This is a genomic window from Pseudomonas sp. PGPR N4, from assembly GCF_059693665.1.
On the sequence record NZ_JCAUKV010000002.1, the window covers coordinates 321,511 to 347,732 of the forward strand.

At 61.7% G+C, this 26,222-nt stretch carries 23 protein-coding genes and 1 pseudogene; 10 read left to right on the forward strand and 14 right to left on the reverse strand.

All coding sequences use genetic code 11. The features are described from left to right. Nucleotides 1–36: 36 nt before the first annotated feature. The 3 genes from hutU to hutC all read right to left on the reverse strand — a co-directional run bounded on the left by hutU (nucleotide 37) and on the right by hutC (nucleotide 3,157). On the reverse strand, nucleotides 37–1,710 hold the full coding sequence (gene hutU, locus AC58X1_RS11095; RefSeq protein ID WP_101315648.1) for a urocanate hydratase: 1,674 nt from the start codon (nucleotides 1,708–1,710) through the stop codon (nucleotides 37–39). Nucleotides 1,711–1,877: 167 nt separating this feature from the next. Then, nucleotides 1,878–2,450, reverse strand: coding sequence for a HutD/Ves family protein (locus AC58X1_RS11100; RefSeq protein ID WP_150572665.1), 573 nt, complete (start codon nucleotides 2,448–2,450; stop codon nucleotides 1,878–1,880). After that, nucleotides 2,447–3,157 carry a histidine utilization transcriptional repressor HutC gene (gene hutC, locus AC58X1_RS11105; protein ID WP_178080811.1) on the reverse strand — a complete coding sequence of 237 codons (711 nt, stop codon included), beginning with the start codon at nucleotides 3,155–3,157 and terminating at the stop codon, nucleotides 2,447–2,449. Before hutC ends, AC58X1_RS11100 begins: the two co-directional genes overlap by 4 nt. Before the next feature lie 145 nt (nucleotides 3,158–3,302). Between hutC and AC58X1_RS11110 the strand changes: the two genes are divergently transcribed. Further along, on the forward strand, nucleotides 3,303–4,667 hold the full coding sequence (locus AC58X1_RS11110; RefSeq protein ID WP_312387272.1) for a formimidoylglutamate deiminase: 1,365 nt from the start codon (nucleotides 3,303–3,305) through the stop codon (nucleotides 4,665–4,667). Nucleotides 4,668–4,671: 4 nt separating this feature from the next. On the opposite strand, the gene AC58X1_RS11115 is transcribed toward AC58X1_RS11110, so the two are convergent. Together AC58X1_RS11115 and bamE are read right to left on the reverse strand one after the other, a co-directional pair. Continuing rightward, the gene (locus AC58X1_RS11115) at nucleotides 4,672–5,244 is read right to left on the reverse strand and encodes a lipocalin family protein (RefSeq protein WP_150572667.1); all 573 of its coding nucleotides are present in this window, start codon (nucleotides 5,242–5,244) and stop codon (nucleotides 4,672–4,674) included. Beyond that, a complete protein-coding gene (gene bamE, locus AC58X1_RS11120) occupies nucleotides 5,241–5,495 on the reverse strand; it encodes an outer membrane protein assembly factor BamE domain-containing protein (protein ID WP_101315637.1) in 255 nt (84 codons plus the stop codon). Before bamE ends, AC58X1_RS11115 begins: the two co-directional genes overlap by 4 nt. Before the next feature lie 222 nt (nucleotides 5,496–5,717). On the opposite strand from bamE, the pseudogene AC58X1_RS11125 reads away from it, so the two are divergent. Both AC58X1_RS11125 and AC58X1_RS11130 read left to right on the forward strand, forming a co-directional pair. Further along, nucleotides 5,718–6,755 (forward strand): annotated as a pseudogene (locus tag AC58X1_RS11125) (HAMP domain-containing protein); the annotation flags it as partial. Between the two features lie 69 nt (nucleotides 6,756–6,824). After that, entirely contained in the window at nucleotides 6,825–7,610 is a 786-nt protein-coding gene (locus AC58X1_RS11130; RefSeq protein ID WP_375140264.1) for a methyl-accepting chemotaxis protein, read from the forward strand. A gap of 53 nt (nucleotides 7,611–7,663) precedes the next feature. On the opposite strand, the gene AC58X1_RS11135 is transcribed toward AC58X1_RS11130, so the two are convergent. From AC58X1_RS11135 to AC58X1_RS11145, 3 genes are all read right to left on the reverse strand, one after another. Next, entirely contained in the window at nucleotides 7,664–8,260 is a 597-nt protein-coding gene (locus AC58X1_RS11135; RefSeq protein WP_101315633.1) for a DUF924 family protein, read from the reverse strand. A gap of 3 nt (nucleotides 8,261–8,263) precedes the next feature. Continuing rightward, a complete protein-coding gene (locus AC58X1_RS11140; protein ID WP_101315630.1) occupies nucleotides 8,264–9,274 on the reverse strand; it encodes a class 1 fructose-bisphosphatase in 1,011 nt (336 codons plus the stop codon). 176 nt (nucleotides 9,275–9,450) lie between these two features. Then, on the reverse strand, nucleotides 9,451–11,901 hold the full coding sequence (locus tag AC58X1_RS11145; RefSeq protein WP_150571213.1) for a glycogen/starch/alpha-glucan phosphorylase: 2,451 nt from the start codon (nucleotides 11,899–11,901) through the stop codon (nucleotides 9,451–9,453). A gap of 183 nt (nucleotides 11,902–12,084) precedes the next feature. On the opposite strand from AC58X1_RS11145, the gene AC58X1_RS11150 reads away from it, so the two are divergent. Continuing rightward, complete coding sequence (locus AC58X1_RS11150) at nucleotides 12,085–12,489, forward strand: YkgJ family cysteine cluster protein (RefSeq protein WP_101315626.1); 405 nt, start codon at nucleotides 12,085–12,087, stop codon at nucleotides 12,487–12,489. 579 nt (nucleotides 12,490–13,068) lie between these two features. Here the strand turns inward: AC58X1_RS11150 and typA are convergent. Together typA and thiI are read right to left on the reverse strand one after the other, a co-directional pair. After that, complete coding sequence (typA, locus tag AC58X1_RS11155) at nucleotides 13,069–14,889, reverse strand: translational GTPase TypA (protein ID WP_101315624.1); 1,821 nt, start codon at nucleotides 14,887–14,889, stop codon at nucleotides 13,069–13,071. A gap of 127 nt (nucleotides 14,890–15,016) precedes the next feature. Then, entirely contained in the window at nucleotides 15,017–16,471 is a 1,455-nt protein-coding gene (gene thiI, locus AC58X1_RS11160; RefSeq protein ID WP_150571217.1) for a tRNA uracil 4-sulfurtransferase ThiI, read from the reverse strand. A 502-nt stretch (nucleotides 16,472–16,973) separates the two neighbouring features. Between thiI and glnA the strand changes: the two genes are divergently transcribed. From glnA to ntrC, 4 genes are all read left to right on the forward strand, one after another. Next, the gene (glnA, locus tag AC58X1_RS11165; protein ID WP_101315620.1) at nucleotides 16,974–18,380 is read left to right on the forward strand and encodes a type I glutamate--ammonia ligase; all 1,407 of its coding nucleotides are present in this window, start codon (nucleotides 16,974–16,976) and stop codon (nucleotides 18,378–18,380) included. 156 nt (nucleotides 18,381–18,536) lie between these two features. Continuing rightward, entirely contained in the window at nucleotides 18,537–19,070 is a 534-nt protein-coding gene (locus tag AC58X1_RS11170; protein WP_150572671.1) for a chorismate mutase, read from the forward strand. 262 nt (nucleotides 19,071–19,332) lie between these two features. Beyond that, nucleotides 19,333–20,418, forward strand: a complete 1,086-nt coding sequence (gene glnL / locus AC58X1_RS11175) for a nitrogen regulation protein NR(II) (RefSeq protein WP_101315616.1) — start codon at nucleotides 19,333–19,335, stop codon at nucleotides 20,416–20,418. Next, nucleotides 20,415–21,851: a nitrogen regulation protein NR(I) gene (gene ntrC / locus AC58X1_RS11180; RefSeq protein WP_101315613.1), complete on the forward strand. Its 1,437-nt coding sequence runs from the start codon at nucleotides 20,415–20,417 to the stop codon at nucleotides 21,849–21,851. Before glnL ends, ntrC begins: the two co-directional genes overlap by 4 nt. 486 nt (nucleotides 21,852–22,337) lie before the next feature. Here ntrC and AC58X1_RS11185 read toward each other — a convergent pair whose 3' ends face one another. Further along, nucleotides 22,338–22,775, reverse strand: a complete 438-nt coding sequence (locus AC58X1_RS11185) for a hypothetical protein (protein WP_150571220.1) — start codon at nucleotides 22,773–22,775, stop codon at nucleotides 22,338–22,340. Between AC58X1_RS11185 and trmL the strand changes: the two genes are divergently transcribed. Continuing rightward, nucleotides 22,774–23,229 (forward strand): tRNA (uridine(34)/cytosine(34)/5-carboxymethylaminomethyluridine(34)-2'-O)-methyltransferase TrmL, encoded by a 456-nt coding sequence (trmL, locus tag AC58X1_RS11190; protein ID WP_103435738.1) that lies wholly within the window; start codon nucleotides 22,774–22,776, stop codon nucleotides 23,227–23,229. The genes AC58X1_RS11185 and trmL overlap by 2 nt on opposite strands. Before the next feature lie 51 nt (nucleotides 23,230–23,280). On the opposite strand, the gene secB is transcribed toward trmL, so the two are convergent. Genes secB through AC58X1_RS11205 form a run of 3 tightly spaced genes read right to left on the reverse strand, consistent with a single transcriptional unit; the run spans nucleotide 23,281 to nucleotide 24,474 of the window. After that, complete coding sequence (secB, locus tag AC58X1_RS11195; protein ID WP_103435737.1) at nucleotides 23,281–23,766, reverse strand: protein-export chaperone SecB; 486 nt, start codon at nucleotides 23,764–23,766, stop codon at nucleotides 23,281–23,283. Nucleotides 23,767–23,804: 38 nt separating this feature from the next. Continuing rightward, nucleotides 23,805–24,059 carry a glutaredoxin 3 gene (gene grxC / locus AC58X1_RS11200; protein WP_101315605.1) on the reverse strand — a complete coding sequence of 85 codons (255 nt, stop codon included), beginning with the start codon at nucleotides 24,057–24,059 and terminating at the stop codon, nucleotides 23,805–23,807. Nucleotide 24,060: 1 nt separating this feature from the next. Continuing rightward, complete coding sequence (locus AC58X1_RS11205) at nucleotides 24,061–24,474, reverse strand: rhodanese-like domain-containing protein (protein WP_101315604.1); 414 nt, start codon at nucleotides 24,472–24,474, stop codon at nucleotides 24,061–24,063. 204 nt (nucleotides 24,475–24,678) lie between these two features. Between AC58X1_RS11205 and gpmI the strand changes: the two genes are divergently transcribed. Then, entirely contained in the window at nucleotides 24,679–26,211 is a 1,533-nt protein-coding gene (gpmI, locus tag AC58X1_RS11210; protein ID WP_101315602.1) for a 2,3-bisphosphoglycerate-independent phosphoglycerate mutase, read from the forward strand. The last annotated feature ends 11 nt before the right edge of the window (nucleotides 26,212–26,222 follow it).

Here is a 26,222-nt window from a genome sequence, read left to right on the forward strand (position 1 = left end):
TTGTTATTCAGTATCGGCGTTGTCGGCGGCGGCTGATCAGCCGTTGATCATCGGCAGATCGAGGCCCTGCTGGTTGGCGCAGTCAACGGCGATCTGGTAGCCCGCATCGGCGTGGCGCATGACGCCGGTGCCCGGGTCGTTGGTCAAGACGCGAGCAATACGCTCGGCAGCTTCATCGCTGCCATCACAGACGATGACCATACCCGAGTGCTGCGAGAAGCCCATGCCAACGCCGCCGCCGTGGTGCAGCGACACCCAGGTCGCGCCGCTCGCAGTGTTGAGCAAGGCGTTGAGCAGCGGCCAGTCGGACACGGCGTCGGAGCCATCCTGCATCGATTCGGTTTCGCGGTTGGGGCTGGACACCGAACCAGAGTCGAGGTGGTCGCGGCCGATCACGATCGGTGCCGACAACTCACCGCTGCGGACCATCTCGTTGAAGGCCAGGCCGAGCTTGGCACGCTGGCCCAGGCCAACCCAGCAGATCCGCGCCGGCAGACCCTGGAAGCTGATGCGCTCACGGGCCATGTCCAGCCAACGGTGCAGATGGGCATCGTCGGCGATCAGCTCTTTGACCTTGGCATCGGTCTTGTAGATGTCCTCGGCGTCACCCGACAGCGCCACCCAGCGGAACGGGCCGACCCCGCGGCAGAACAGCGGGCGGATATAAGCCGGAACGAAACCGGGGAAGTCGAAGGCATTGCTGACGCCCTCCTCCATGGCCATCTGGCGAATGTTGTTGCCGTAGTCGAAGGTCGGCACGCCTTGCTGTTGGAAGTCGAGCATGGCTTTGACGTGCACCGCCATCGACTGCTTGGCGGCCTTGACCACTGCCGCCGGGTCGGTCTGCGCACGGTCGCGGTACTGCTCCCAGCTCCAGCCAGCAGGCAGGTAGCCGTTGAGCGGGTCGTGGGCGCTGGTCTGGTCGGTGACCATGTCCGGGCGCACGCCACGCTTGACCAGCTCAGGCAGGATTTCGGCAGCGTTGCCGAGCAGGGCAATCGAGATCGCCTTGCCTTCCTGGGTGTATTTGGCGATGCGCGCCAGGGCGTCATCGAGGTCGCTGGCCTGTTCGTCGACATAACGGCTGCTGAGGCGGAAGTCGATGCGGCTCTGCTGGCACTCGATGTTCAGCGAGCAGGCACCGGCCAGGGTTGCGGCCAGCGGCTGTGCGCCACCCATGCCGCCAAGGCCTGCAGTGAGCACCCACTTGCCTTTGAGGCTGCCGTTGTAATGCTGGCGGCCGGCCTCGACGAAGGTTTCATAGGTGCCCTGGACAATGCCCTGGCTGCCGATGTAGATCCAGCTGCCTGCGGTCATCTGGCCGTACATGGCCAGGCCCTTGGCATCCAGTTCGTTGAAGTGTTCCCAGTTGGCCCAGTGCGGCACCAGGTTGGAGTTGGCGATCAGCACGCGCGGGGCGTTGCTGTGGGTCTTGAACACGCCCACCGGCTTGCCCGACTGGACCAGCAGGGTCTCGTCGTCTTCCAGGCGGGTCAGGGTCTCGACGATCTTGTCGTAGCTCTCCCAGTTGCGCGCAGCACGGCCGATGCCGCCGTACACCACCAGCTCCTTGGGGTTCTCGGCCACTTGTGGGTCGAGGTTGTTCATCAGCATGCGCAGCGGCGCTTCGGTCAGCCAGCTTTTGGCGGTCAGCTTGTTGCCACGTGGGGCACGGATTTCTACGTCACGGTATTTGTTGTTGTCAGTCACGGGAGAGGTCCTTTGCGGTCATCCGACGGCGGGGTGTCGATGAGTAATATACAAACACACCTTTACTTGTATGTACAAGCACGGACAACCAAATTATTCGGAGCTCGCCGTTAGATAGCCGGGGGCGCTACGCACCCCTTTCCGACCGGTCCGGCGCCCCGGCAATCTCAAACCGTGATCAATTCAATCAGGCAAAACCGCCCCTGCACGTCCAACTCCAGCAACCCGTCGTTGCCCTCCAGGCGCAAACAGTCATACAACCCAAGCCGCTGCAGCTCGCGCCCGGCCATCTGCACTTCAACCTGGCTACCAGCGGCAAACAGCAACAGCGTCGACGCCGAGCTATACAGGCGGCTGGTGCCATCAAACCACTGCAACCGCGCCCGATACCGCTGCGGCGCGTAGATCAGGTTGAAGTCGCGGATCATCCCGCCCAGCAGCTTGCACTGAACCTGGCTCTCGCCGCCGAAGGCAAACGCATCGAACGCCAGCAACGGCCGGCTGAGCTGGCCGTCGACCACCAGACGCATGCCATCCCCCTGCAGCACACTGATGATCCGCTGGTACCCGGCAAAGCTGGAAAAGCCGCCCGACTCTTCGATATCGGCAATCGACAGGCGCCAGCCAAATCCATCCAGGCCATCGCCAGCATCGCGGGCGATCTCTTCGGTAAACCCGCCGCCGTTCTTCCATGGCATGCGCGGGTAATCCGCCGCGTGTAGCAACTGCATCTGGCTCATTTGCTGAAGCGTCCTTCCAGGCGATGGCGGGAACCGGGGTGAATCAGGCGTGCGGCGGTGACCGGCTGGCGACCCGACCAGGTGCGGCGGCGGATCAGCAGGCATGGCTCGCCGGCATCGATCTGCAGCAGGCGACACTCGTCCGGCTCTGCCAGAATCGCCTCGACCACGTGCTCGCCTTCAGTCAGTGGCGCCACCTGCGACAGGTAGGCATAGGGTGTCTGCCGGGTAAAGTCCTGCTTGAGGTAGTCCGGGGCAATCGCGGCGTTGACGTAGCGATCCTCGATCTGCACCGGCACGCCGTTTTCGTAGTGCACGATCAACGAGTGGAATACCCGCTGGCCTTCGCGCATATCCAGCGCTAGGGCGCGCTCGGAACCTGCGGCCTCTTCGCCGAGCACGATCACCTGGCAACTATGCTGATGGCCACGGCCGGCGATCTCGTCGGCAATGTTGTTGACCTCGAACAGCGCGGAACGGCTCTTGGGCTCGGCGACGAACGTGCCGACCCCCTGCATGCGCACCAGCAACCCGTCAGCAGTCAGCTCGCGCAGGGCGCGGTTGATGGTCATGCGGCTGAAACCCAGCTGGTTGACCAGCTCGCTCTCGGACGGCACCCGGTGATGCGGCGGCCAGCTGCCGTTTTCGATCTGCTGGACGATCATCTGTTTGACCCGGGCATACAGCGGCGCCGGCCCTTCGCCCATCTGGGCAACCAGCGCGGAGACAGGAGGTGTCGGCACGGCTTTGATCCTTGTGCGGTTTGAGTGAGCAGTAGCTTGCCGCAGTTTACCGGGCAGGCAAACGCCTGTATATGTATATACAAGCTAACAAGAACAGGAAGATGCTTACATGTCCGTGTACTTTGCCGAGCGCGCCCTGCTCCCCAGCGGTTGGGCGCGCAACGTCCGTCTAGAGGTCGACGCCCAAGGCCAGCTTGCCAGCCTGCAGGTCGATGCCTCGGCAGACGGCGCCGAGCGCTTGGCCGGGCCGCTGCTGCCGGGCATGCCCAACCTTCATTCGCACGCCTTCCAGCGCGCCATGGCGGGCCTGGCAGAAGTGGCCGGTAACCCCAACGACAGTTTCTGGACCTGGCGCGAGTTGATGTACCGCATGGTTGGCCAGATCAGCCCGGAACAACTGCAGGTCATCGCCCGCCAGCTGTACATCGAGATGCTCAAGGCCGGCTATACCTCGGTCGCCGAGTTCCATTACGTGCACCACGATCGCGATGGCCAGCGCTATGCCGATCCCGCCGAGCTGTCACGGTGCATCAGTGCCGCCGCCAGCGCCGCCGGGATTGGCCTGACGTTGTTGCCGGTGCTGTACAGCCACGCAGGATTCGGCGGCCAGCCCGCCAGCGAGGGCCAACGCCGCTTTATCAATAGCAGCGAGCAATACCTGCGCCTGCACGAACAGCTCAAGCCAGTGCTGGCGGCACAACCGGCGCAGCGCCTGGGCTTGTGCTTCCACTCGCTGCGCGCGGTCACTCCCGAGCAGATTGCCACGGTGCTGGCCAGCGGCGAGCAGGACTGCCCGGTACACATTCACATCGCTGAGCAGCAAAAGGAAGTCGACGACTGCCTGGCCTGGAGCGGGCGTCGTCCGCTGCAATGGCTATATGAAAACGTCGAGGTCGACCGCCGCTGGTGTCTGGTACATGCCACCCACGCGGCGCCGGACGAGGTCGCAGCGATGGCCGAAAGCGGCGCGGTAGCTGGTTTGTGCCTGACCACCGAGGCCAACCTGGGCGACGGCATCTTCCCCGCGGTCGACTACCTGGCTCGGGGCGGGCGCATGGGGATTGGATCGGACAGCCACGTGTCACTCAGTGTGGTCGAGGAACTGCGCTGGCTCGAATACGGCCAGCGACTGCGTGATCAGCGCCGCAATCGGCTCTATCGCAGCGACCAGCCAATGGTTGGCCGCACCCTTTATGACGCAGCGCTCAGCGGTGGCGCGCAAGCCCTGGGGCAGCCGATCGGCGAGTTGACGGTGGGCAGGCGCGCGGACTGGCTGGTGCTCGACGGTGAGGACCCGTACATCGCTACTGCCGAAGGCGACGCCATTCTCAACCGCTGGCTGTTTGCCGGCGGCGACCGCCAGATCCGCGACGTGATGGTCAACGGCGCGTGGGTGGTGCGCCAGGGCCGCCATGCTCAGGAAGCCGAGAGCAACCGAGCGTTTGCCGAGGTGCTCGGCCAGTTGCTTGGCTGAGGGCTCAGTGTGCGGCGGCGATGTCGCGGTCGGCTACGCGCCAGATCAGGCGATTGGTGTCGTAGCCTTGCTGACGCGCCTTGGCCAGCAGGCTCTCGCGCTCCCAGGCCGGCAGGCTCGGCGTACGCGACAGGATCCACAGGTACTTGCGGTCCGGGCTGCCGACCAATGCGGTCTGATAACGCGAGTCGACGTACAACACCCAGTACTCGCCCTTGGCCACACCAGGCGCCAGGCGGGTGAACCAATTGTCGAACTCGACCCAGAGCTTGTCGGTATGCCCGGCCTCCTGCGGCGTGGCGCTGCCTTCGGCACGGATCCACTGGCCGTCGAGCATGCGGCAACGGTTGAGCACGCCGATGCTGCCATCAGGCCGGGCGTTGTAATGCGCCTCGGATTGCGCGCAGTCGCGCTGGAAGTACATCGGCAGGCGGGCCAGCTCGAACCATTTGCCCTGATAGCGCTTGAGGTCAACGGCGCCTGCCGTCTTCGGCGCCAACGGGTCATGGCTACCCGTGGCGCAGCCGCCCAGCAACAGGCTCAGGCACAGCCCAAGCAGCAGACTCACGTGCCTCATTTAAGGCCCTGCCCGGAGTACATCAATACTTTGTCCGCTGCATACTGCACACTGATGAAGCTGTTCTGGTCACCCCAGGTGCAACTGCTCATGCCCAGCGCGCCCGAGCACTCGGTAGGTGTACCCAGCAGTTGCTCGACCGCCGCGCGGTTCATGCCGGCGCTGAGTTTGGAGTAATTTTCCTGGTTGATCTTGCTGCACGCAGTCAGCACGACGCACAACGACAACAGGGCGAGGGAACGCAACGACATGAAGGGACACTCCTGGACACGGACATCAGGCGAGGCGCCTGTGGAGACCTTGGAGAGCAAAAAGCCTCCGTGGTTCCCTGACCGCAGCGCTTAAATGCCGGCCGTTGGTCGTCTGACCGGCCAACGACTCATGTTTTACCCGCACAAGTCGACACAACGAGCAGTGGAGCAGCAGCTTGCCCTACCCCCTGCCCTTCGACGTGCATTCGCGCAGACTCAGCCATGACCAAAAATCTCAAGTTCAGCCACAAGATCCTGCTGGCCGCAGCCCTCGTAGTCGCGGTCGCCTTCACCTGCTTCGTACTGTTCAACGACTACCGGCAACGCCAGTCGCTGCGCAGCGACACGCAGACGTCGCTGCAGGACCTGGGGAGCCTGACTGCAGGCAACATCCGCAACTGGCTCGACAGCCGCGTGCAGGTACTCGACAGCCTGGCCCAGCAAGTGGCCGTCGATGGCCCCGGCAAGCCGAGCCTGGACCGTGCCCTGGCACTGCCGGTGTATGCCAACAACTTCCAGCTGAGCTACTTCGGCAGCCAGGACGGCAGCATGCAATCGGTACCCGCCGGCAACCGCGCCGCCGACTACGACCCGCGCCAGCGTGGCTGGTACAAGGCGGCGACTGCTGCCAACCAGACTATCGTCACCGAGCCGTACATTTCCGCCTCGGCTGGCAAGCTGGTGATCACCCTGGCCACGCCGGTGCAACAGGGCGGTCGCCTGCTCGGCGTGAGTGGCGTCGACACCGACCTGCAGACCATCAGCAAGCTGATCAACGCGCTGGACTTCGATGGCAATGGCCATGCCTTCATCGTCAACGGCGAAGGCAAGATCATGATCCACCCCAAGCCTGAGCTGGCCCTGAAAACCCTCGCCGATCTGTTCCCTGGCGACACGCCGCAGATCAGCAGCGGGCTGAAGGAAGTCGAGTTCGACGGGCGCAAGCAGTTCATCAACTTCACCCACGTCGACGGCATCTCGTCGGTCGACTGGTATGTCGCGCTGGTACTCGACCAGGATGCCGCCTTCGCCATGCTCGGCGAGCTGCGCACGTCGGCAGCCGTGGCGACGCTGATCGCGATCATCGCCATCATTGCCTTGCTCGGCCTGTTGATTCGCGTGCTGATGCAGCCGCTGCACGCCATGGGTCGCGCCATGCGCGACATTGCCGAGGGTGAAGGCGACCTAACCCGGCGCCTGACCATCCATGCTCAGGACGAATTCGGCAGCCTTGCCCAGTCGTTCAACCGCTTTGTCGAGCGTATCCACGAGTCGATCCGCGAAGTGGCCTCGGCGACCGGCCAGGTGAATGCCGTGGCCGGCCAGGTGGTGACTGCCTCCAACGCCTCGATCAACAACGCCGATCAGCAGTCGAGCCGCACCAGCAGCGTTGCCGCTGCAATCAATCAGCTCGGTGCCGCCGCCCATGAAATCGCCCAGAACGCCGCGCTCGCCTCGCAGCATTCGACCGCCGCGCGCGGTCTGGCCGAAGAAGGCCAGCAGGTGGTCGGACAAACCATCAGCACCATGCATCAGCTGTCGGCGCGCATCAGTGACTCGTGCGAGAACATTCAGACACTCAATTCGCACACCAGCAACATCGGCCAGATCCTCGATGTGATCACCGGCATTTCGCAGCAAACCAACCTGCTCGCGCTGAACGCTGCCATCGAAGCCGCCCGCGCGGGCGAGGCCGGCCGTGGTTTTGCCGTGGTTGCCGATGAGGTGCGCAGTCTGGCCCACCGCACTCAGGAATCAGCGCAGCAGGTACAGCGTTTGATCGAAGAGCTGCAGGCCGGCGCGCAGATGGCGGTCAGCACCATGAACCAGAGCCAGCAGCAGAGCGAGCACAGCGTGGGGATTGCCAATCAGGCCGGTGAACGCCTGGGCAGCGTGACCCAGCGCATCGGCGAGATCGACGGCATGAACCAGTCGGTTGCCACCGCCACCGAAGAGCAGACGGCGGTGGTCGAGTCGATCAATCTCGACATCAGCGAGATCAATACGCTGAATCAGGAAGGCGTGCACAACCTGCAGAGCACCTTGCGTGCCTGCAACGACCTGGAACACCAGGTCGAACGGTTGCAACAGTTGGTTGGCAGTTTCAGAATCTGAGCCGGGTGCTGCCCCATTCGCCTACGCAGATGGGGCAGCCGCTCAGCGCTGCATCAGAACCGTGAACCCGGCTCGAGCAGGAAATCCATCTCCTCATCGGTGCTCGGACGGTCCAGCAGCAGATTGCGCTGCGGGAACCGGCCAAAGCGCTCGATCACGCGCTGATGCTGCTCGGCGTAGTCAAGGAAGCCTTCGAACAGGCGGCGGTTGGCCTCCGGTTGCTCGTCCAGCAACTGCCGATAGCGCTCGACACTAAGGTGCTGCCAGTCGAGCACCTCGGCGTGTTCCAGCACCAACAGCACGAACACCCGCTGGATCGGCAGTAACTGGTAATCCCAGTCATGCTGCAAACCCTGCATGGCCACCACCTGCGCGCGCCGGTCACCTTCAAAGGCGCGCGGCGTGTCGCGGTAGATCATGCGCGGCAGTTGATCGAGCAGCAGGATCAGGCCAAGCCAGCCCTGCGGGCTTTGCTGCCAGTCTTCGAGACCACCCGCCAGGGCCTGCTCGCACAGCGCGCCGAAACGCTCGCGCGCCTCGTCATCATGGTGCTTGCCGAACCACAGCGTGCTCTTCTCGTCAGCCACGGCCTGCGGGCTCTTGCCCGGACCGAACCACCACTCCAGCAACGGCTGCCAAGGTGCGAGCATGATTTATTCCTTGTGGTAGGCCGTAACGCGCTCGACCTCTTGCTTCGAGCCGAGGATTACCGAAACGCGCTGGTGCAGGCTGTCCGGCTGGATGTCGAGGATGCGTTGCTCACCGTTGGTGGCAGCGCCGCCGGCCTGTTCGATGATGAACGACATCGGGTTGGCCTCGTACATCAGGCGCAGCTTGCCTGGCTTGCTCGGCTCACGCGAATCGCGTGGGTACATGAACAGACCGCCACGGGTGAGGATGCGGTGCACATCAGCCACCATCGAGGCGATCCAGCGCATGTTGTAGTTCTTTTTCAACGGCCCGGTCTCACCGGCCAGCAGCTCGCCGACGTAGCGCTGGATCGGCGCTTCCCAGTGACGCTGGTTGGACATATTGATAGCGAACTCGGCAGTGGTCTCCGGCACCTGGATGTTCTCGTGAGTGAGGACAAAGCTGCCCAGCTCGCGGTCCAGGGTGAAGCCTTTTACGCCGTTGCCCAGGGTCAGGATCAGCATGGTCTGCGGGCCATAGATCGCGTAACCGGCGGCGACCTGCTCGGTGCCAGGCTGGAGGAAGGCGTTTTCGTTGAGGGTTTCGTTCTGGCTCAGGTATTCCTGCGGGCAGCGCAGAACCGAGAAGATGGTGCCGACCGAAACGTTGACATCGATGTTCGACGAGCCGTCCAGTGGGTCGAACACCAGCAGGTAGGCACCCTTAGGGTATTTACCCGGGATCTGGTAGGCGTTGTCCATTTCTTCGGACGCCATGCCGGCCAGGTGACCACCCCACTCGTTGGCTTCGAGCAGAATGTCGTTGGAGATCACGTCGAGCTTTTTCTGCACTTCGCCCTGTACGTTTTCGGTGCCCATGCTGCCCAGCACGCCGCCGAGGGCGCCTTTGGACACGTGGTGGCTGATTTCCTTGCACGCGCGCGCCACCACCTCGATCAGGAAGCGCAGATCGGCAGGAGTATTGTTGCTGCGGGTCTGCTCAATCAGATAGCGACTCAGGGTAACGCGGGACATGTATGGCTCCGAAAGGGAAAGAGGGTGAAAAACCCTCGCAGTTTACAGTAATGCCGATGGTTTGGCGTAAAGGCTAGCGAGCAAACACACTCGCCTGGCCGATCAGACGGTCGAACCGGAGTCTAGTTCAGCACGGCACCGGCCGGTGGTCGGCCCGGTGCCCTGCGATGGTCAGCTCAATCCAACGCTTTCCAGATCTCGGTCGCGTACTCGCGTATGGTCCGATCCGACGAGAACCAGCCCATCCGCGAGGTATTGAGCACCGCCATCCGCCACCATTGTTCCGGCTGATGCCACAGCTCGTCGACCTTGCGCTGGGCGTCCCAATAGGCGTCGAAATCGGCGCAGACCAGGAAGCGGTCATGGTCGATCAACGAGTCGATCAACTGGGTATAGCGCGACGGGTCATCCGGCGAGAACACCCCGCTGCGAATGGCGTGCAGCACATCGCTGAGGCGGTGCGACTCGGCCACCGCTGCACTGGCACCAAAGTCACCCGCGCGTTTGCGCGCCTCGACCTGCTGCGCCGTCAGCCCAAAGATGAACATGTTCTCTGCACCGACCTGCTCGCACATCTCGACGTTGGCGCCGTCCAGGGTGCCGATGGTCAGCGCGCCGTTGAGGCCGAACTTCATGTTGCTGGTGCCGGACGCTTCGTAGCCGGCGGTGGAAATCTGCTCGGACAAGTCCGCCGCCGGGATGATGCTCTCGGCCAGGCTGACGTTGTAGTTGGGCAGGAATACCACCTTGAGCAGCCCGCGCACGGTCGGATCGTTGTTGACCACCCGGGCGATGTCGTTGGACAGCTTGATGATCAGCTTGGCCTGGTGATAGCTGGCGGCCGCCTTGCCGGCGAAGATCTTCACCCGCGGCACCCAGTCGGTGCTCGGTTCGGCGCGAATTGCCTGATACAGCGCCACCGTGTGCAGCAGGTTGAGCAGCTGGCGCTTGTACTCGTGGATGCGCTTGACCTGTACGTCGAACATCGCTTCGGGGTTGACCGTCACGCCGACGCGGTCCTGGATGATGCTCGCCAAGGCACGCTTGCTGTGCAGCCGCTGCGCAGCGAACTGCTTGCGAAACGCCGGTTGCTCGGCGAACGGTTCAAGGTCCTTGAGGCGCACCTCGGCGTCATCCAGCACCTCGCGCCCGAGGGCCTCGATCAGCATCGCAGTCAGCTGCGGGTTAGCCTGGTGCAGCCAGCGGCGGAAGGTGACGCCGTTGGTCTTGTTGTTGATCCGATCCGGGTAGAGCTTGTGCAGCTCGGCGAACACCGTGCTCTTCATCAGCTTGCTGTGCAGCGCGGACACGCCGTTGACACTATGCGAACCAAGAAACGCCAGGTTGCCCATGCGCACGCGACGGCCGTTGTCTTCTTCGATCAACGACACCGCGCGCAACACGTCAAAATCGTGTTGGCCTTTGGCCCGCAGGGCATCGATATGATAGGCGTTGATCAGATAGATGATCTGCATGTGCCGCGGCAGCATGCGCTCCATCAGCGCCACCGGCCAGGTTTCCAGCGCTTCGGGCAACAGTGTGTGGTTGGTGTAGGCCAGGGTGCCGACGGTTACTTGCCAGGCTTTGTCCCATGGGATTTCATGCTGGTCGACCAGCAAGCGCATCAGCTCCGCCACCGCAATCGAGGGGTGGGTGTCGTTGAGCTGGATCGCCGCCGCATCAGGCAGGTTGAGCAAGCTCTTGTGCATGTTCAGGTGCCGGCGCAGCAGGTCTTGCAGCGAGGCGGAAACAAAGAAGTACTCCTGGCGCAGGCGCAGTTCCTGGCCCGCCTCGGTGCTGTCGGCTGGGTAGAGCACGCGCGAGATGCTCTCGGCGCGGGCCACCTCGGCGACTGCACCCAGGTGGTCACCGGCGTTGAAGCGCTCCAGGTGCAGCTCTTCCAGCGCGCGTGCACGCCACAGGCGCAGGGTGTTGACGCTGGACCCGCGCCAGCCGACTACCGGCGTATCGTAGGCAACCGCCCGCACGGTTTCGCCAGGGGTCCAGATCTGCCGTTGCTGGCCGTCGGCAGCCGTCACGGTTTCGACGCCACCACCAAAGCTGATCGGATAGATCACCTCGGCCCGCTCGAACTCCCACGGGTTGCCGAAATCCAGCCAGTTCTCGGTTTGCTCCTGCTGCCAGCCATCGACCACGGCCTGGCGGAACAAGCCGTGCTCGTAGCGGATACCGTAGCCATGGGCGGCAATGCCCAGGGTCGACATGCTTTCCATGAAGCACGCCGCCAGCCGGCCAAGGCCGCCATTGCCGAGCGCGGCGTCCGGCTCCAGCAGGCGAATGCGATCAAGGTCGACACCGAGGCCATCCAGCGCCTCGCGGGCGATTTCCAGGTAGCCGAGGTTGCTCAGGCTGTCGTACAGCAGCCGGCCGATCAAAAACTCGAGGGAAAGGTAGTAGACGCGTTTCTGGCTACGTCGGTAGGCCTGCCGGGTGTGGTCCATCCAGTGATCGACCATATGGTCGCGCGCAGCCAGGGCAATGGCTTCGAACCAGTCGTGATCAAAGGCGTGCTCCGGGTCCTTGCCGACCGCGTAGGTCAGCTTGGCCAATACAGCGGCACGGAACTCGGTGACCTCGACGTCACGTGCTTTGGGTTGCTGAGACATGTGACATCCTCGGGCAAGTGGGCGAAGGCAGGAGAGTGTTCAGACTAGACCCTTCGACAGGGGCTGGCAGTTGTTGTTCGCAGTTTTCATGCCGACAAGCATAATCGGGCGAAAGGTTGTTCACAATTTGAACAACTCCGGTATCATCGCGCGCCCCTCCACCGTGATTCGCTCCTTATAACTATGAAACCGACCCTGATTGCCGCGGCTGAAGTCGACCGCCTCGATACCTGGCAGCGCTACTCCAGCCATATGTGCGGGGGCTGCCATTCGACCTGCTGCACGCTGCCGGTGGAAGTGAAGATCAAAGACCTGATCCGTATTGGCGTGGTCGATGACTTCGACAAGGACGAGCCGGCCAAGAACGTTGCCAAGCGCCTGCAGAAGGACGGAATCATCGAGCGGTTCAACCAGAAGTCAGGGATCTTCACTCTGACCCGGATGAGCAACGATGACTGTCTCTATCTGGATCGTAAGAGCCGCCTGTGCACCATTTATGACAAGCGCCCCGATACCTGCCGCAACCACCCCAAGGTCGGCCCACGGCCGGGCTTCTGCGCGTACAAACCGAAGGTGGTCGGGCGCTGATGGTCGGGGCTGCGTCGCGGCCTCTCCCACCTAAGCCGCCCTCCTGAGCGGCTCGCTGCGGCGCTGGAGCGGTCGGAAAGCCAGCAGCGCTAAACTGAAATCTGGGGCCGCTGCGCAGCCCTTTCGCGACACAAGGCCGCTCCTACACGCACCGCGTACGATCGGCATGCGCGGTCAATTGTAGGAGCGGCCTTGTGTCGCGAAAGGCCAGCAGCGCTGGCCCGGCGATATCGGCCGCGAAGCTGAAATCCTGGAGCTGCTGCGCGCCCCCAAAATCCTCAGACAAAAACGCCTCGGCCTTTTGACAGGGGGCTTTTTTTTTCTGTGGTCCAGGTACACATAAAGCAGCCTGCAACGCCGGTGCTCACCCCCAGCAGAGCGACTGTGAAGGCAGAAGACCAGTTCTCCTCCCTAGCACGTTGCCCAATGCTCACTACAGAACAACATTACCGTCTTGCCGGGTTGCGCGACGGTATTGTTCTTATCCACCCTAGTGACATGACCTTGTCTGGTTCAGGCGCTAAAAAAAACGCCCCCGGCCTTTCGACCGGGGGCGTTTTCATTCAGCTAGATCTGGATTCAGATCTTGGCTTTCTTGGCAGCGCGGGTACGCTCGCTTTCGTCGAGGATCTTCTTGCGAAGACGGATCGACTTAGGCGTGACTTCGCACAGCTCGTCTTCCTGGATGTATTCCAGAGCCTGTTCCAGAGTGAAGCGAACCGGCGGAACCAGAGCGATGGTTTCGTCTTTACCCGAAGCACGCATGTTGTCGAGCTTCTTGCCTTTGGTTGGGTTTACACCCAGGTCGTTGTCGCGGCTGTTCTGGCCGATGATCTGACCGTTGTAGATCTCTTGACCGTGCTCGACGAACAGCTTGCCGCGCGCCTGCAGGGTTTCCAGCGAGTAGGTCAGAGCCTTGCCGGTTTCAACCGAAACCAGTACGCCGTTCTGACGGCCGGACATGTGGCCCGACTTGACTGGAGCGTAGCGATCGAAGATCGAGGTCAGAATGCCAGCACCGTTGGTCAGGGTCAGGAACTGGTTACGGAAACCGATCAGACCACGAGCAGGGATGTTGTATTCCAGACGCACACGGCCTTTGCCATCCGGGACCATGTTGCTCAGGTCGCCTTTACGCAGGCCCATCTCTTCCATGACCTTGCCCTGAGCTTCCTCTGGGATGTCGATGGTGACGTTTTCGAACGGCTCTTGCTTGACGCCGTCGACTTCACGAATGATCACTTCCGGACGGCCCAGGGCCAGCTCGAAGCCTTCGCGACGCATGGTTTCGATCAGTACCGACAGGTGCAATTCACCACGGCCGGAAACCTTGAACTTGTCTGCCGAGTCGCCTTCTTCAACGCGCAGTGCAACGTTGTACAGCAGCTCTTTGTCCAGACGATCCTTGATGTTACGCGAGGTCACGAACTTGCCTTCTTTACCGCAGAATGGCGAGTCGTTGACCTGGAAGGTCATGGAAACGGTTGGCTCGTCGACGGTCAGAGGCTTCATCGCCTCGACGGTCAGCGGGTCGCACAGGGTGTCGGAGATGAACAGCTCGTCGAAACCGCTGATGCAGACGATGTCGCCGGCGGCAGCTTCTTCAACGTCGACACGGTGCAGACCGTGGTGACCCATCAGCTTCAGGATACGGCCGTTACGCTTCTTGCCGTCGGTATCGATGGCAACAACCGGGGTGTTCGGCTTGACGCGACCACGGGCGATACGGCCAACGCCGATAACACCGAGGAAGCTGTTGTAGTCCAGAGCGGAGATCTGCATCTGGAACGGGCCGTCACGGTCAACAGCAGGTGGTGGAACGTGGTCGACAACCGCTTGGTACAGCGGGGTCATGTCTTCGGCCATGGCAGTGTGGTCCAGACCGGCAATGCCGTTCAGGGCCGAGGCGTAGACGACCTGGAAGTCCAGCTGCTCGTCGGTAGCGCCGAGGTTGTCGAACAGATCGAAGATCTGGTCCAGAACCCAATCAGGACGCGCGCCCGGACGGTCAACCTTGTTGATTACAACGATTGGCTTGAGGCCAGCTTCGAATGCCTTTTTGGTCACGAAGCGAGTTTGCGGCATAGGGCCGTCTTGGGCATCGACCAGCAGCAGCACGGAGTCGACCATCGACATTACACGCTCAACTTCGCCACCGAAGTCGGCGTGGCCGGGGGTGTCGACGATGTTGATGTGGTAGCCATTCCAGTTGATGGCGGTGTTTTTCGCCAGAATGGTAATACCGCGCTCTTTCTCCTGGTCGTTGGAGTCCATGACGCGCTCGTCATTGAGCTCGTTACGCTCCAGGGTGCCCGACTGACGCAGGAGTTTGTCGACCAGAGTGGTTTTACCATGGTCAACGTGGGCGATGATGGCGATGTTACGCAGATTTTCGATCACAAATGTATCTCGATCAGAGGATTCGGTTGCCGCCCATTCTAGACGGCCAATATGAAGGTAAAAGGCTCAGCGGGCCCGCGGGTCGGGAGGGCGATGGCGGATGCTGCCGCCATACAGCCCTGGCAGTTTATGCCGGACGATAAACACGCACATTGGCATGTCCCTCACTGAGCAGATGATGCGCATGCAGGCGACTCATGACGCCCTTGTCGCAATAAAGTAGGTACTGACGGTTGCCATCGAGCTGCTTGAAGCGGCTGTTGATGGCATAGAAAGGCATGGTCTGGACTTCGATACCGTCGATCACCAGAGGTTGATCCTCTTGCGCATCGGGGTGACGAATGTCGATGACGATCTGGCCTGGAGTGGCCTCGGCCACCTCTTCAATCTGAATGTCCTGGCTCAGTTCGTCGATCACATGGTCGATCGAGATGAAGCGAGCACGTTCCAGCGCGCGCTCCAGGATCTGCATATCGAACTGGGCCTCCTCGTATACAACCCGCTGCGGTTTGGCGCAGGTAGTCGGGTTGACCGAGATGACGCCGCAGTATTCTGGCATGTGCTTGGCAAACTCGGCTGTGCCGATCTGATAAGCGGTATCGATGATGTCCTGTTTGTGGCTGGCCAGCAGCGGACGCAGGACCAGCTTGTCAGTGGCCTGGTCGATCACTGTCAGGTTGGGCAGGGTCTGGCTCGACACCTGGGAAATCGCCTCACCGGTGACCAGCGCGTCGATCTGCAGGCGGTCAGCGATGTTGGCCGCTGCGCGCAGCATCATGCGCTTGAGGGTGACGCCCATGTAGCTGTTGTCGACCTTGCCGAGAATCTCGCCGACCACTTCTTCGAACGGCACGCTGATGAACAGCACGCGCTGGCTGCTGCCGTATTTTTTCCACAGGTAGTGAGCGACTTCCATCACCCCCAACTCGTGGGCACGGCCGCCGAGGTTGAAGAAGCAGAAGTGGGTCATCAGGCCGCGACGCATCATCTGGTAGGCAGCCACGGTGGAATCGAAACCACCGGACATCAACACCAGAGTCTGCTCCAACGCGCCCAACGGATAACCGCCGATACCTTGATGCTGATTGTGGATGACGTAAAGGCGCTGATTGCGGATTTCCATCCGCACCTTGATTTCCGGGTTCTTCAGGTCGATACCGGCGGCGCCGCACTGCTGGCGCAACTGGCTGCCAACATAACGGTCGACATCCATCGAAGTGAAGTCGTGGTGGCCGCCACGCTTGCAGCGTACGGCGAAGCGCTTGCCGGCCAGCAGATGGCCGTAATGCGCCTTGCACTTCTCGACGATATCGTCGAAGTCGCCCAGCGGGTATTCCTCTACCTGAAGGAAATGGGTGATCCCCGGCGTGCACGACAGCCGGTCGATGATCTCGCGCTGAAGCTTCTCGTCTTCGATGCGGGTGACCACTTCGAGATTATCCCAGACACCGTCAACCTTCAGCTCAGGGTCGATATCCTTGAGCACGTTGCGGATGTTCTTCGAGAGCTGACGGATGAAGCGCTTGCGCACCGGCCGGCTCTTGATGGTGATTTCTGGGAAGACTTTGACGATGAGTTTCATGGGTAAACAGCGCGCCCAGGGCCTGCCGAAAATGAGGGGCGCGAATTATAGCGGAAATTGCTCAGGATTTGACCAACTTTTGAACAGAAAGGTTTGAGACGAGTGCAAGAGATTGATTTTGCCGCGCCTGTGCCGGCTCTTTAGCGGCGATCCGGCGTCCCGGTGGACCCGCTCCCACAGGATGGTGCAATGCCCGACTCCACCGCTATCCCTGTGGGAGCGGGTTTAACCGCGAAGAGGTTCCAGAAAACGCCCCCGCAAAGATGCGCACTAATTTGGTGCGCAGTTCGCAATTTCCGCATCTAAAAGGTGCGCTTTTGCTCGGACCACTACCAATAAGTGCCCCTGAACGCCCGCTTTTATCTCAGACTCGCCATTTTCGGGCACTGGCATGCAATTTGCTCTCTTGTGAGGCAGGTAAGCTTGGCCGACTATCCGCGCCCAGCAACACCCTTTTTCCAGGGCAGCGGCCCACCGCGCTCTAGACCCTCCGGAGGACAACATGTCGAAGTCGGTTCAACTCATCAAAGATCATGACGTCAAGTGGATTGATCTGCGTTTCACGGACACCAAAGGCACTCAGCATCACGTGACCATGCCGGCGCGTGATGGTCTGGACGAAGACTTCTTTGAAGTCGGCAAGATGTTCGACGGTTCGTCGATTGCCGGCTGGAAAGGCATCGAAGCCTCCGACATGATCCTGATGCCGGTTGACGATACCGCTGTGCTCGACCCGTTCACCGAAGAGCCAACCCTGATCATCACCTGCGACATCGTCGACCCGTCGAGCATGCTCGGCTACGATCGCGACCCACGTGCGATCGCCAAGCGCGCTGAAGAGTACCTCAAGAGCACTGGCCTGGGTGACACCGTGTTCGCCGGTCCAGAGCCTGAGTTCTTCATCTTCGACGAAGTGAAGTTCCAGTCCGACATCTCCGGTTCGATGTTCAAGATCTTCTCCGAGCAAGGCTCGTGGATGACCGGTGCTGACATCGAAGGCGGCAACAAAGGCCACCGTCCAGGCGTCAAAGGCGGCTACTTCCCAGTACCTCCATTCGACCACGACCACGAAATCCGTACTGCCATGTGCAACGCACTGGAAGAAATGGGTCAGATCGTTGAAGTTCACCACCACGAAGTGGCGACTGCCGGTCAGAACGAAATCGGCGTCAAGTTCAACACCCTGGTGAAGAAAGCTGACGAAGTCCAGGCCCTGAAATACGTCGTGCACAACGTTGCCGACGCTTACGGCCGCACCGCTACCTTCATGCCGAAGCCACTGTACGGTGACAACGGTTCGGGCATGCACGTGCACATGTCGATCTGGAAAGACGGCAAGAACACCTTCGCTGGCGAAGGCTATGCCGGCCTGTCCGATACCGCCCTGTACTTCATCGGCGGCATCATCAAGCACGGTAAGGCACTGAACGGCTTCACCAACCCGTCGACCAACTCCTACAAGCGTCTGGTCCCAGGTTTCGAAGCACCGGTAATGCTCGCCTACTCGGCCCGTAACCGTTCCGCATCGATCCGTATTCCTTACGTCAGCAGCCCGAAAGCTCGCCGTATCGAAGCGCGCTTCCCGGACCCGTCGGCCAACCCATACCTGGCCTTCGCAGCCCTGCTGATGGCTGGCCTGGACGGCATCCAGAACAAGATTCACCCAGGCGATGCTGCCGACAAGAACCTCTACGACCTGCCACCAGAAGAAGCCAAGGACATCCCGCAAGTCTGCGGCAGCCTGAAGGAAGCTCTGGAAGAGCTGGATAAAGGCCGTGCGTTCCTGACCAAGGGCGGCGTGTTCTCCGACGACTTCATCGATGCCTTCATCGAGCTGAAGAGCGAAGAAGAAATCAAGGTGCGCACCTTCGTACACCCGCTGGAATACGAGCTGTACTACAGCTGCTGATGTAAGCGACGCCTGTCGTCGCTAGGCATCAACTGAAGACGGCCTCCCTCGGGAGGCCGTTTTCCGTTTCGCCAGACAGGATTTTCAGAAGCGTCCGACTTGCGCACCCTCAGCATCACCGCACACTTCCAGCCTCCACTGAAAAGGAGACTGCCGATGCGCCTTGCCCCCTTTATCCTCGCCTGCGCCCTCGGCCTGAGCGGCTGCAGCGCCACCTCTGACGACCCCACCTTCTCACCCCTGCTTGACCTGGTCGAGCGGCGACTGGCCGTGGCCGATGTGGTGGCGCTGCATAAATGGGATAACGCCCAGCCCGTCCAGGCAACCGAGCGCGAACAAGCCATCATTGCTGCCGTGCGCAACGCGGCGCCTGGCCATGGCCTTGACCCTGCGCGTGCAGCGGCGTTCTTTGATGATCAGATAGAGGCCAACAAGCTGGTGCAGTATGCGCGGCTGTCGCAATGGCAGCTCGCCGGAGCGGCGCCGGCACTGCCACGACATGACTTGCAACGCATCATCCGCCCGCGGCTGGACGGCCTGCAGACAGACCTGCTGCACCAATTGGCGTCTTTCGATCAAACCCGCAGCCGCCAGTGCGCGCGCAAGCTGGCCCTGGCATTGGCGCAACGCCAAGGCGATGCACTGCACCGTGCCGGCATGATCCGCGCCACCGGACAGCTCTGCGACTGAGCAAGCGAGCAAGATGCTCTATATTGGTGCATGGCGGGGCCTACTGCTCTGCCATGCAGCCCAATATGGTTCAAGTGAATCGTTTCATCGATAGTTTTTGGCCTGCAATAGCGCATGAACAGGGCCTTTTCCGGTAATTGCGCTTCTTTTCGGAGCCTTGGTTTGTTTCTTGCATTTTCAAACCATCACGCGGATCACCAGCGCGCCCGCTCCTGGCTCAGCCAAGGGCGACCCATGTGCCAAAAGAGGTCGACGACGCCCCATGACCATCAGCGATGCGCAGCACCGTCTACTCTTGGACAACCTGACCACAGCGACCCTGCTGCTCAATGCCGAACTGCGCCTGGAGTACATGAATCCGGCCGCAGAGATGCTGCTGGCGGTCAGCGGTCAGCGCAGTCATGGGCAGTTCATCAGCGAGCTGTTCACCGAGTCGACCGAGGCGCTCAACTCGCTGCGCCAGGCCGTTGAACAGGCTCACCCGTTCACCAAGCGCGAGGCGCAACTGACCTCGCTGACCGGGCAAAGCATCACCGTCGATTACGCGGTTACGCCGATCCTGCATCAAGGCCAGACCTTGCTGCTGCTCGAGGTGCACCCGCGTGACCGGCTGTTGCGTATCACCAAGGAAGAGGCCCAGCTGTCCAAACAGGAAACCACCAAGATGCTGGTGCGTGGCCTCGCCCATGAAATAAAGAATCCGCTGGGCGGCATTCGTGGCGCGGCGCAGTTGCTGGCCCGTGAACTACCCAATGATGGCCTGCGTGATTACACCAACGTGATCATCGAAGAAGCCGACCGCCTGCGTAACCTGGTCGACCGCATGCTCGGCTCGAACAAGCTGCCGTCGCTGGCGATGACCAACATTCACGAAGTGCTGGAGCGCGTCTGCAGCCTGGTCGAGGCCGAAAGCCAAGGCTGCATCACTTTGGTGCGTGATTACGACCCGAGCCTGCCGGACGTGTTGATCGACCGCGAGCAGATGATCCAGGCCGTACTTAACATCGTGCGCAACGCAATGCAGGCGATCAGCAGCCAGAACGAATTGCGCCTGGGCCGCATCAGCCTGCGCAGCCGCGCCGTGCGCCAGTTCACCATTGGCCACATCCGTCATCGCCTGGTAGCCCGCGTCGAAATCACCGACAACGGCCCCGGCATCCCGGCGGAACTGCAGGACACCCTCTTCTATCCCATGGTCAGCGGGCGCCCGGACGGTACCGGCCTCGGCCTGGCCATTACCCAGAACATCATCAGCCAGCACCAGGGCCTGATCGAGTGTGAGAGCCATGCCGGCCACACCACCTTCTCGATCTTCCTGCCTCTGGAACAAGGAGCCACTGCCCCATGAGCCGAAGTGAAACCGTGTGGATCGTCGACGATGATCGCTCCATCCGCTGGGTCCTGGAAAAAGCCCTGCAACAGGAGGGCATGACCACCCAGAGCTTCGACAGCGCTGACGGAGTCATGGGTCGCCTGGCCCGGCAGCAGCCGGACGTGATCATTTCCGACATCCGCATGCCTGGCGCCAGCGGCCTGGACCTGCTGGCACAGATTCGCGAACAACATCCGCGCTTGCCGGTGATCATCATGACCGCGCATTCGGACCTGGACAGTGCGGTAGCCTCCTATCAAGGCGGCGCTTTCGAGTACCTGCCCAAGCCGTTCGACGTTGACGAGGCGGTCTCGCTGGTCAAGCGGGCCAACCAACATGCTCAGGAGCAGCAAGGCCTGCATGTCGCGCCGACGCTGACGCGCACGCCGGAGATCATTGGCGAGGCGCCGGCGATGCAGGAAGTATTCCGCGCCATCGGCCGCCTCAGCCACTCCAACATCACCGTGTTGATCAACGGTGAGTCGGGTACCGGTAAAGAGTTGGTTGCCCACGCCCTGCACCGTCACAGCCCAAGGGCTGCTTCGCCGTTCATTGCGTTGAACATGGCGGCGATCCCCAAGGATCTGATGGAGTCAGAGCTGTTCGGCCATGAGAAAGGCGCCTTCACCGGCGCTGCCAACCTGCGCCGTGGCCGCTTCGAGCAGGCCGATGGCGGCACGTTGTTCCTCGACGAAATCGGCGACATGCCAGCCGACACCCAGACCCGCCTGCTGCGGGTATTGGCTGACGGTGAGTTCTACCGCGTGGGCGGGCATATCCCGGTCAAGGTCGATGTACGCATCATTGCCGCAACGCACCAGAACCTGGAAACCCTGGTCCAGGCGGGTAAATTCCGTGAGGACTTGTTCCACCGCCTGAACGTGATCCGCATCCATATTCCGCGACTGTCCGACCGCCGTGAGGATATCCCCACCCTCGCCAGGCACTTCCTCGGCCGAGCGGCGCAAGAGCTGTCGGTCGAGCCAAAGCTGCTCAAGCCGGAGACCGAAGAGTTCATGCGCAACCTGCCGTGGCCGGGCAACGTGCGCCAGCTGGAGAACACCTGCCGCTGGATCACGGTAATGGCCTCTAGCCGCGAAGTGCTGGTGGGTGACCTGCCGCCGGAGCTGCTCAACCTGCCGCAGGATGCTGCGCCGGTGACCAACTGGGAGCAGGCACTGCGCCAGTGGGCGGATCAGGCGTTGGCGCGGGGGCAGTCCAACCTGCTCGACAGCGCGGTGCCGAGTTTCGAGCGGATCATGATCGAGACCGCACTCAAGCATACCGCCGGGCGTCGGCGTGATGCTGCGGTGTTGCTGGGTTGGGGGCGTAACACCCTGACCCGCAAGATCAAAGAACTGGGGATGAAGATCGACGGCGGCGATGAGGATGACGGCGACGATCATTGATCCACGCTTGACGCCCTACACGCCGGGCCGCATAGCGGCCTTTTTCGACCGGTCCATCGCGCACCCTCTAGGAGCGGCCTTGCCGGGGCGCCGGACCGGTCGGAAAGGGCTGCGTAGCGGTCCAGGATCTGCGCAACGCCACAGAATCGCCGGGCCAGCTTCGCTGGCCTTTCCGACCGGTCCGGCGCCCCGGCAAGGCCGCTCCTACAGGGACCGCGCTCGGTTGCGGATCGGCGCAATCTGTACCATGCACCGAGATCGTGCCCAACGCACCGCAGCAAGGCACAAACGACATCAAATCCCGGCCTAATCACCCGCAAACCCTAACAAACACAGCGTTTAAAAAACCTGGCACGCCCCCTGCAATAGCTATTGCACAACCAGTTTCGGGGGCCCTGGTACAGGCAGGCCGGGTGACCCCTATTTTATTCGCAAGTCGAGCAAGTTCTGGGGACCTCGGTACAGGCAGGCCGGGAATCCCCTCTTTTATTCGTGCAGCCTCACCTGCACACGCCAACGTCCCGCGTCCTCTGCAGCGCTCCATTCGCCCTGCAGGGGGCGCGCGGCCACCACCGTCAGCAGCAAGCCCTTGTCGCTGTTCTGCAAACGCCAGCCGACCGGCTTCTCCTCCAGCATCAGTTGCCCGCGCTGCGCCTTGCCCTTCGCTTCGAACACAATCGCCACCGTACCTTCGACGTTCTCGCCATGCAGCTTTGGCTCTTCGTTGAACCACAGGTCAAGCCCGCCCTGCACTACTCCGATCTGCTCCAGCACACGCTCTTCAGGCGTGGTCAGGCGGCCGATCATCAAGCCGACCATCACCCCGACGATGGCCAGCGACAGCATTACCCGCGGGAACGCTTTCGAACGCTGATCCGGTTCAGGGGTAGAATGCTCGTCATCTTCACGCTTGGAGCCGTGCATGTTTCACGTCATCCTTTTTCAACCAGAAATTCCGCCGAATACCGGCAATATCATCCGCCTGTGTGCCAACAGCGGCTGCGCCTTGCACCTGATCGAGCCGATCAGCTTCGAGCTGGACGACAAGCGCCTGCGCCGCGCCGGGCTGGACTACCACGAGTATGCCACGCTCAAGCGCCACGAGAGCCTGGCGGCGTGCCTGGAAAGCCTCGGCCAGCCGCGTCTGTTCGCCTTCACCACCAAGGGCTCGCACCCGTTTCACGAGGTTGCCTACCAACCAGGCGATGCCTTCCTGTTCGGCCCGGAAAGCCGCGGCCTGCCGGCCGAAGTACTCGACGCCCTGCCCGCCGAGCAGAAGCTGCGCCTGCCGATGCGCCCGGGCTGCCGCAGCCTGAACCTGTCCAACACCGTGGCGGTGACGGTATATGAGGCCTGGCGCCAGCAGGGCTTTGTCTGAGCCACAAAAAAAGCGCCCAACAGGGCGCTTTTCTCAGTCTGGCAGCCGTGCTTATTGCAGCGACGGTGCTTCGCCAGCGGCCTGCATGCGCTCCATTTCCTGCGCGTACAGGGCGTCGAAGTTCACTGGCGACAGCATCAGCGCCGGGAACGAGCCGCGGGTTACCAGGCTGTCCAGGGTTTCGCGAGCGTACGGGAACAGGATGTTCGGGCAGAACGCGCCGAGGGTGTGGCTCATGGAAGCCGGGTCAAGGTTCTTGATCAGGAAGATACCGGCCTGCTGCACTTCCGCGATGAAAGCCACTTCGTCACCGTTCTTGACGGTCACCGACAGGGTCAGCACGACTTCATGGAAGTCGCCTTCGAGGGCTTTCTGACGGGTGTTGAGGTCCAGCGAAACAGCCGGCTCCCACTGCTGACGGAAGATCTGCGGGCTCTTCGGTGCTTCGAAAGACAGATCGCGCACGTAGATACGCTGCATGGAGAATTGTGCTGCGTTGTCGTCAGTGGCAGCGCCGTTGTTCTGTTGCTCAGTCATGGCTGATCCTAATCCTAATGGGTTGAATGCGGTGTGACTCAGGCCGCGAGGAGGCTGTCGAGCTTGCCCGCGCGCTCGAGGGCGTACAAGTCATCGCAACCACCGACGTGGGTGCTGCCGATCCAGATCTGCGGTACCGAGGTACGGCCGGCCTTCTGGCTCATTTCGGCGCGAACCTGGGGCTTGCCGTCGACCTTGATTTCCTCGAACGGCACGCCTTTGCTTTGCAGCAGTTGCTTGGCGCGGATGCAGAACGGGCAGTAGTCGCTGGAATAGACGATGACGGGCTTCATATCACTTCACCAGGGGCAGGTTATCGGCTTTCCAGCTGGAAATGCCACCGCTGAGCTTGGCCGCGGTGTAACCAGCTTTGAGCAGTTCACGGCAATGGGTACCGGATTGCTGACCCATGCTGTCGACCACGATCAGGGTCTTGTCTTTATGCTTTTCCAGCTCGGCCATACGGCTGGCGAGCTTGTCTTGCGGGATGTTCAGGGCGCCAACGATGTGGCCGGCCGCGAATTCCTTGCTGGTGCGGATGTCGAGCACCACGCCCTTGTCGGCGTTGACCAGCGCAGTCAGCTGGCCGTTGCTCAGGCTCTGGCCGCCACGACGGATTTCGTTGAGCAACAGCAGGATCAGCAGAACAAAGAAAATCGCCACCAGAATGAAGTGGTTTGTGGCAAATGTAATCAGGTTAGCAACCATCAGGTGTGTTCCACGCGATTGAAAATGTCGGCCAGTATACACAGCAGCCAAGGCCCACCAAAGCCCGCCCGCCGGGCAGGCGTGCAGCATTCATCTGCAAACGTTGCAGCGCCAGTCGGCAAACACGATGAATTTTCGCCTGGGGTGGCGCATTTGCCCTAAAATCGGGTCTTTATCATCTTCTGGCAACCGTGAGTGCGATTGATGACGAACACCCCCAAGCCTCTGGTCCTGATCATCCTTGATGGTTTCGGGCACAGCGAACACGTCGAATACAACGCCATCCTTGCCGCGCAGACGCCGGTCTACGATCGCCTTTGCGCTACCCAGCCGAACGGCTTGATCTCGGGTTCGGGCATGGACGTCGGCCTGCCTGACGGGCAGATGGGCAACTCCGAAGTCGGCCACATGAACCTCGGCGCTGGCCGCGTGGTGTACCAGGACTTCACCCGGGTGACCAAGGCCATCCGCGATGGCGAGTTCTTCACCAATCCGGTGCTCTGCGATGCAGTCGACAAGGCTGTCGGCGCCGGTAAGGCCGTGCACATCCTCGGCCTGCTCTCCGACGGCGGCGTACACAGCCACCAGGACCACCTGATCGCCATGGCCGAACTGGCCGCGCAGCGCGGCGCCGAGAAGATCTACCTGCACGCGTTTCTCGATGGCCGCGACACGCCGCCACGCAGCGCGCAGTCGTCGCTCGAACTGGTCGACGCAGCGTTCGCCAAACTGGGCAAGGGCCGTATCGCCAGCATCATCGGCCGCTACTTTGCGATGGACCGGGACAACCGCTGGGACCGCGTCGCCGCGGCCTACAACCTGATCGTCGACTCCAGTGCCGACCACACTGCGGCTACCGCTGTGGAAGGGCTTGAGGCCGCCTACGCGCGCGGCGAGAGCGATGAATTCGTCAAGGCCACGCGGATTGGCGAAGCGGTCACTGTCGAAGATGGCGATGCGGTGATCTTCATGAACTTCCGTGCCGACCGCGCCCGCGAACTGTCGCGGGTGTTCGTCGAGCCTGACTTCAACGAGTTTGCCCGCACCCGCCAGCCAAAAGTGGCAGCCTTCATCGGCCTGACCCAGTACTCGGCGAAGATCCCCGCGCCGGCAGCCTTCGCCCCGGCCAGCCTGGACAACGTGCTTGGCGAATACCTGGCAAAAAACGGCAAGACCCAACTGCGGATTGCCGAAACAGAGAAGTACGCTCACGTCACCTTCTTCTTCTCCGGTGGCCGCGAAGAGCCGTTCGAAGGCGAAGAACGTATTCTCATCCCGTCGCCCAAGGTTGCTACCTATGACCTGCAGCCCGAGATGAACGCGCCTGAGGTCACCGACCGCATCGTCGAAGCGATCGAGCAGCAGCGCTACGACGTGATCGTGGTCAACTACGCCAACGGCGACATGGTCGGCCATACCGGCGTATTTGCCGCTGCGGTCAAAGCCGTCGAGGCGCTCGACACCTGCGTCGGGCGCATTGTCGATGCCCTGGACAAAGTCGGTGGCGAAGCACTGATCACCGCCGACCACGGCAACGTCGAGCAGATGGAAGACGAGAGCACCGGCCAGGCGCATACCGCGCACACCACCGAGCCCGTGCCGTTCATCTATGTCGGCAAGCGCCAGCTCAAGGTGCGTAAAGGCGGCGTGCTGGCCGATGTAGCACCGACCATGCTGACCTTGCTCGGCCTGGAAATCCCGGCAGAAATGACCGGGACTTCGATTCTGGTCGAATAAACCGCCCGCTA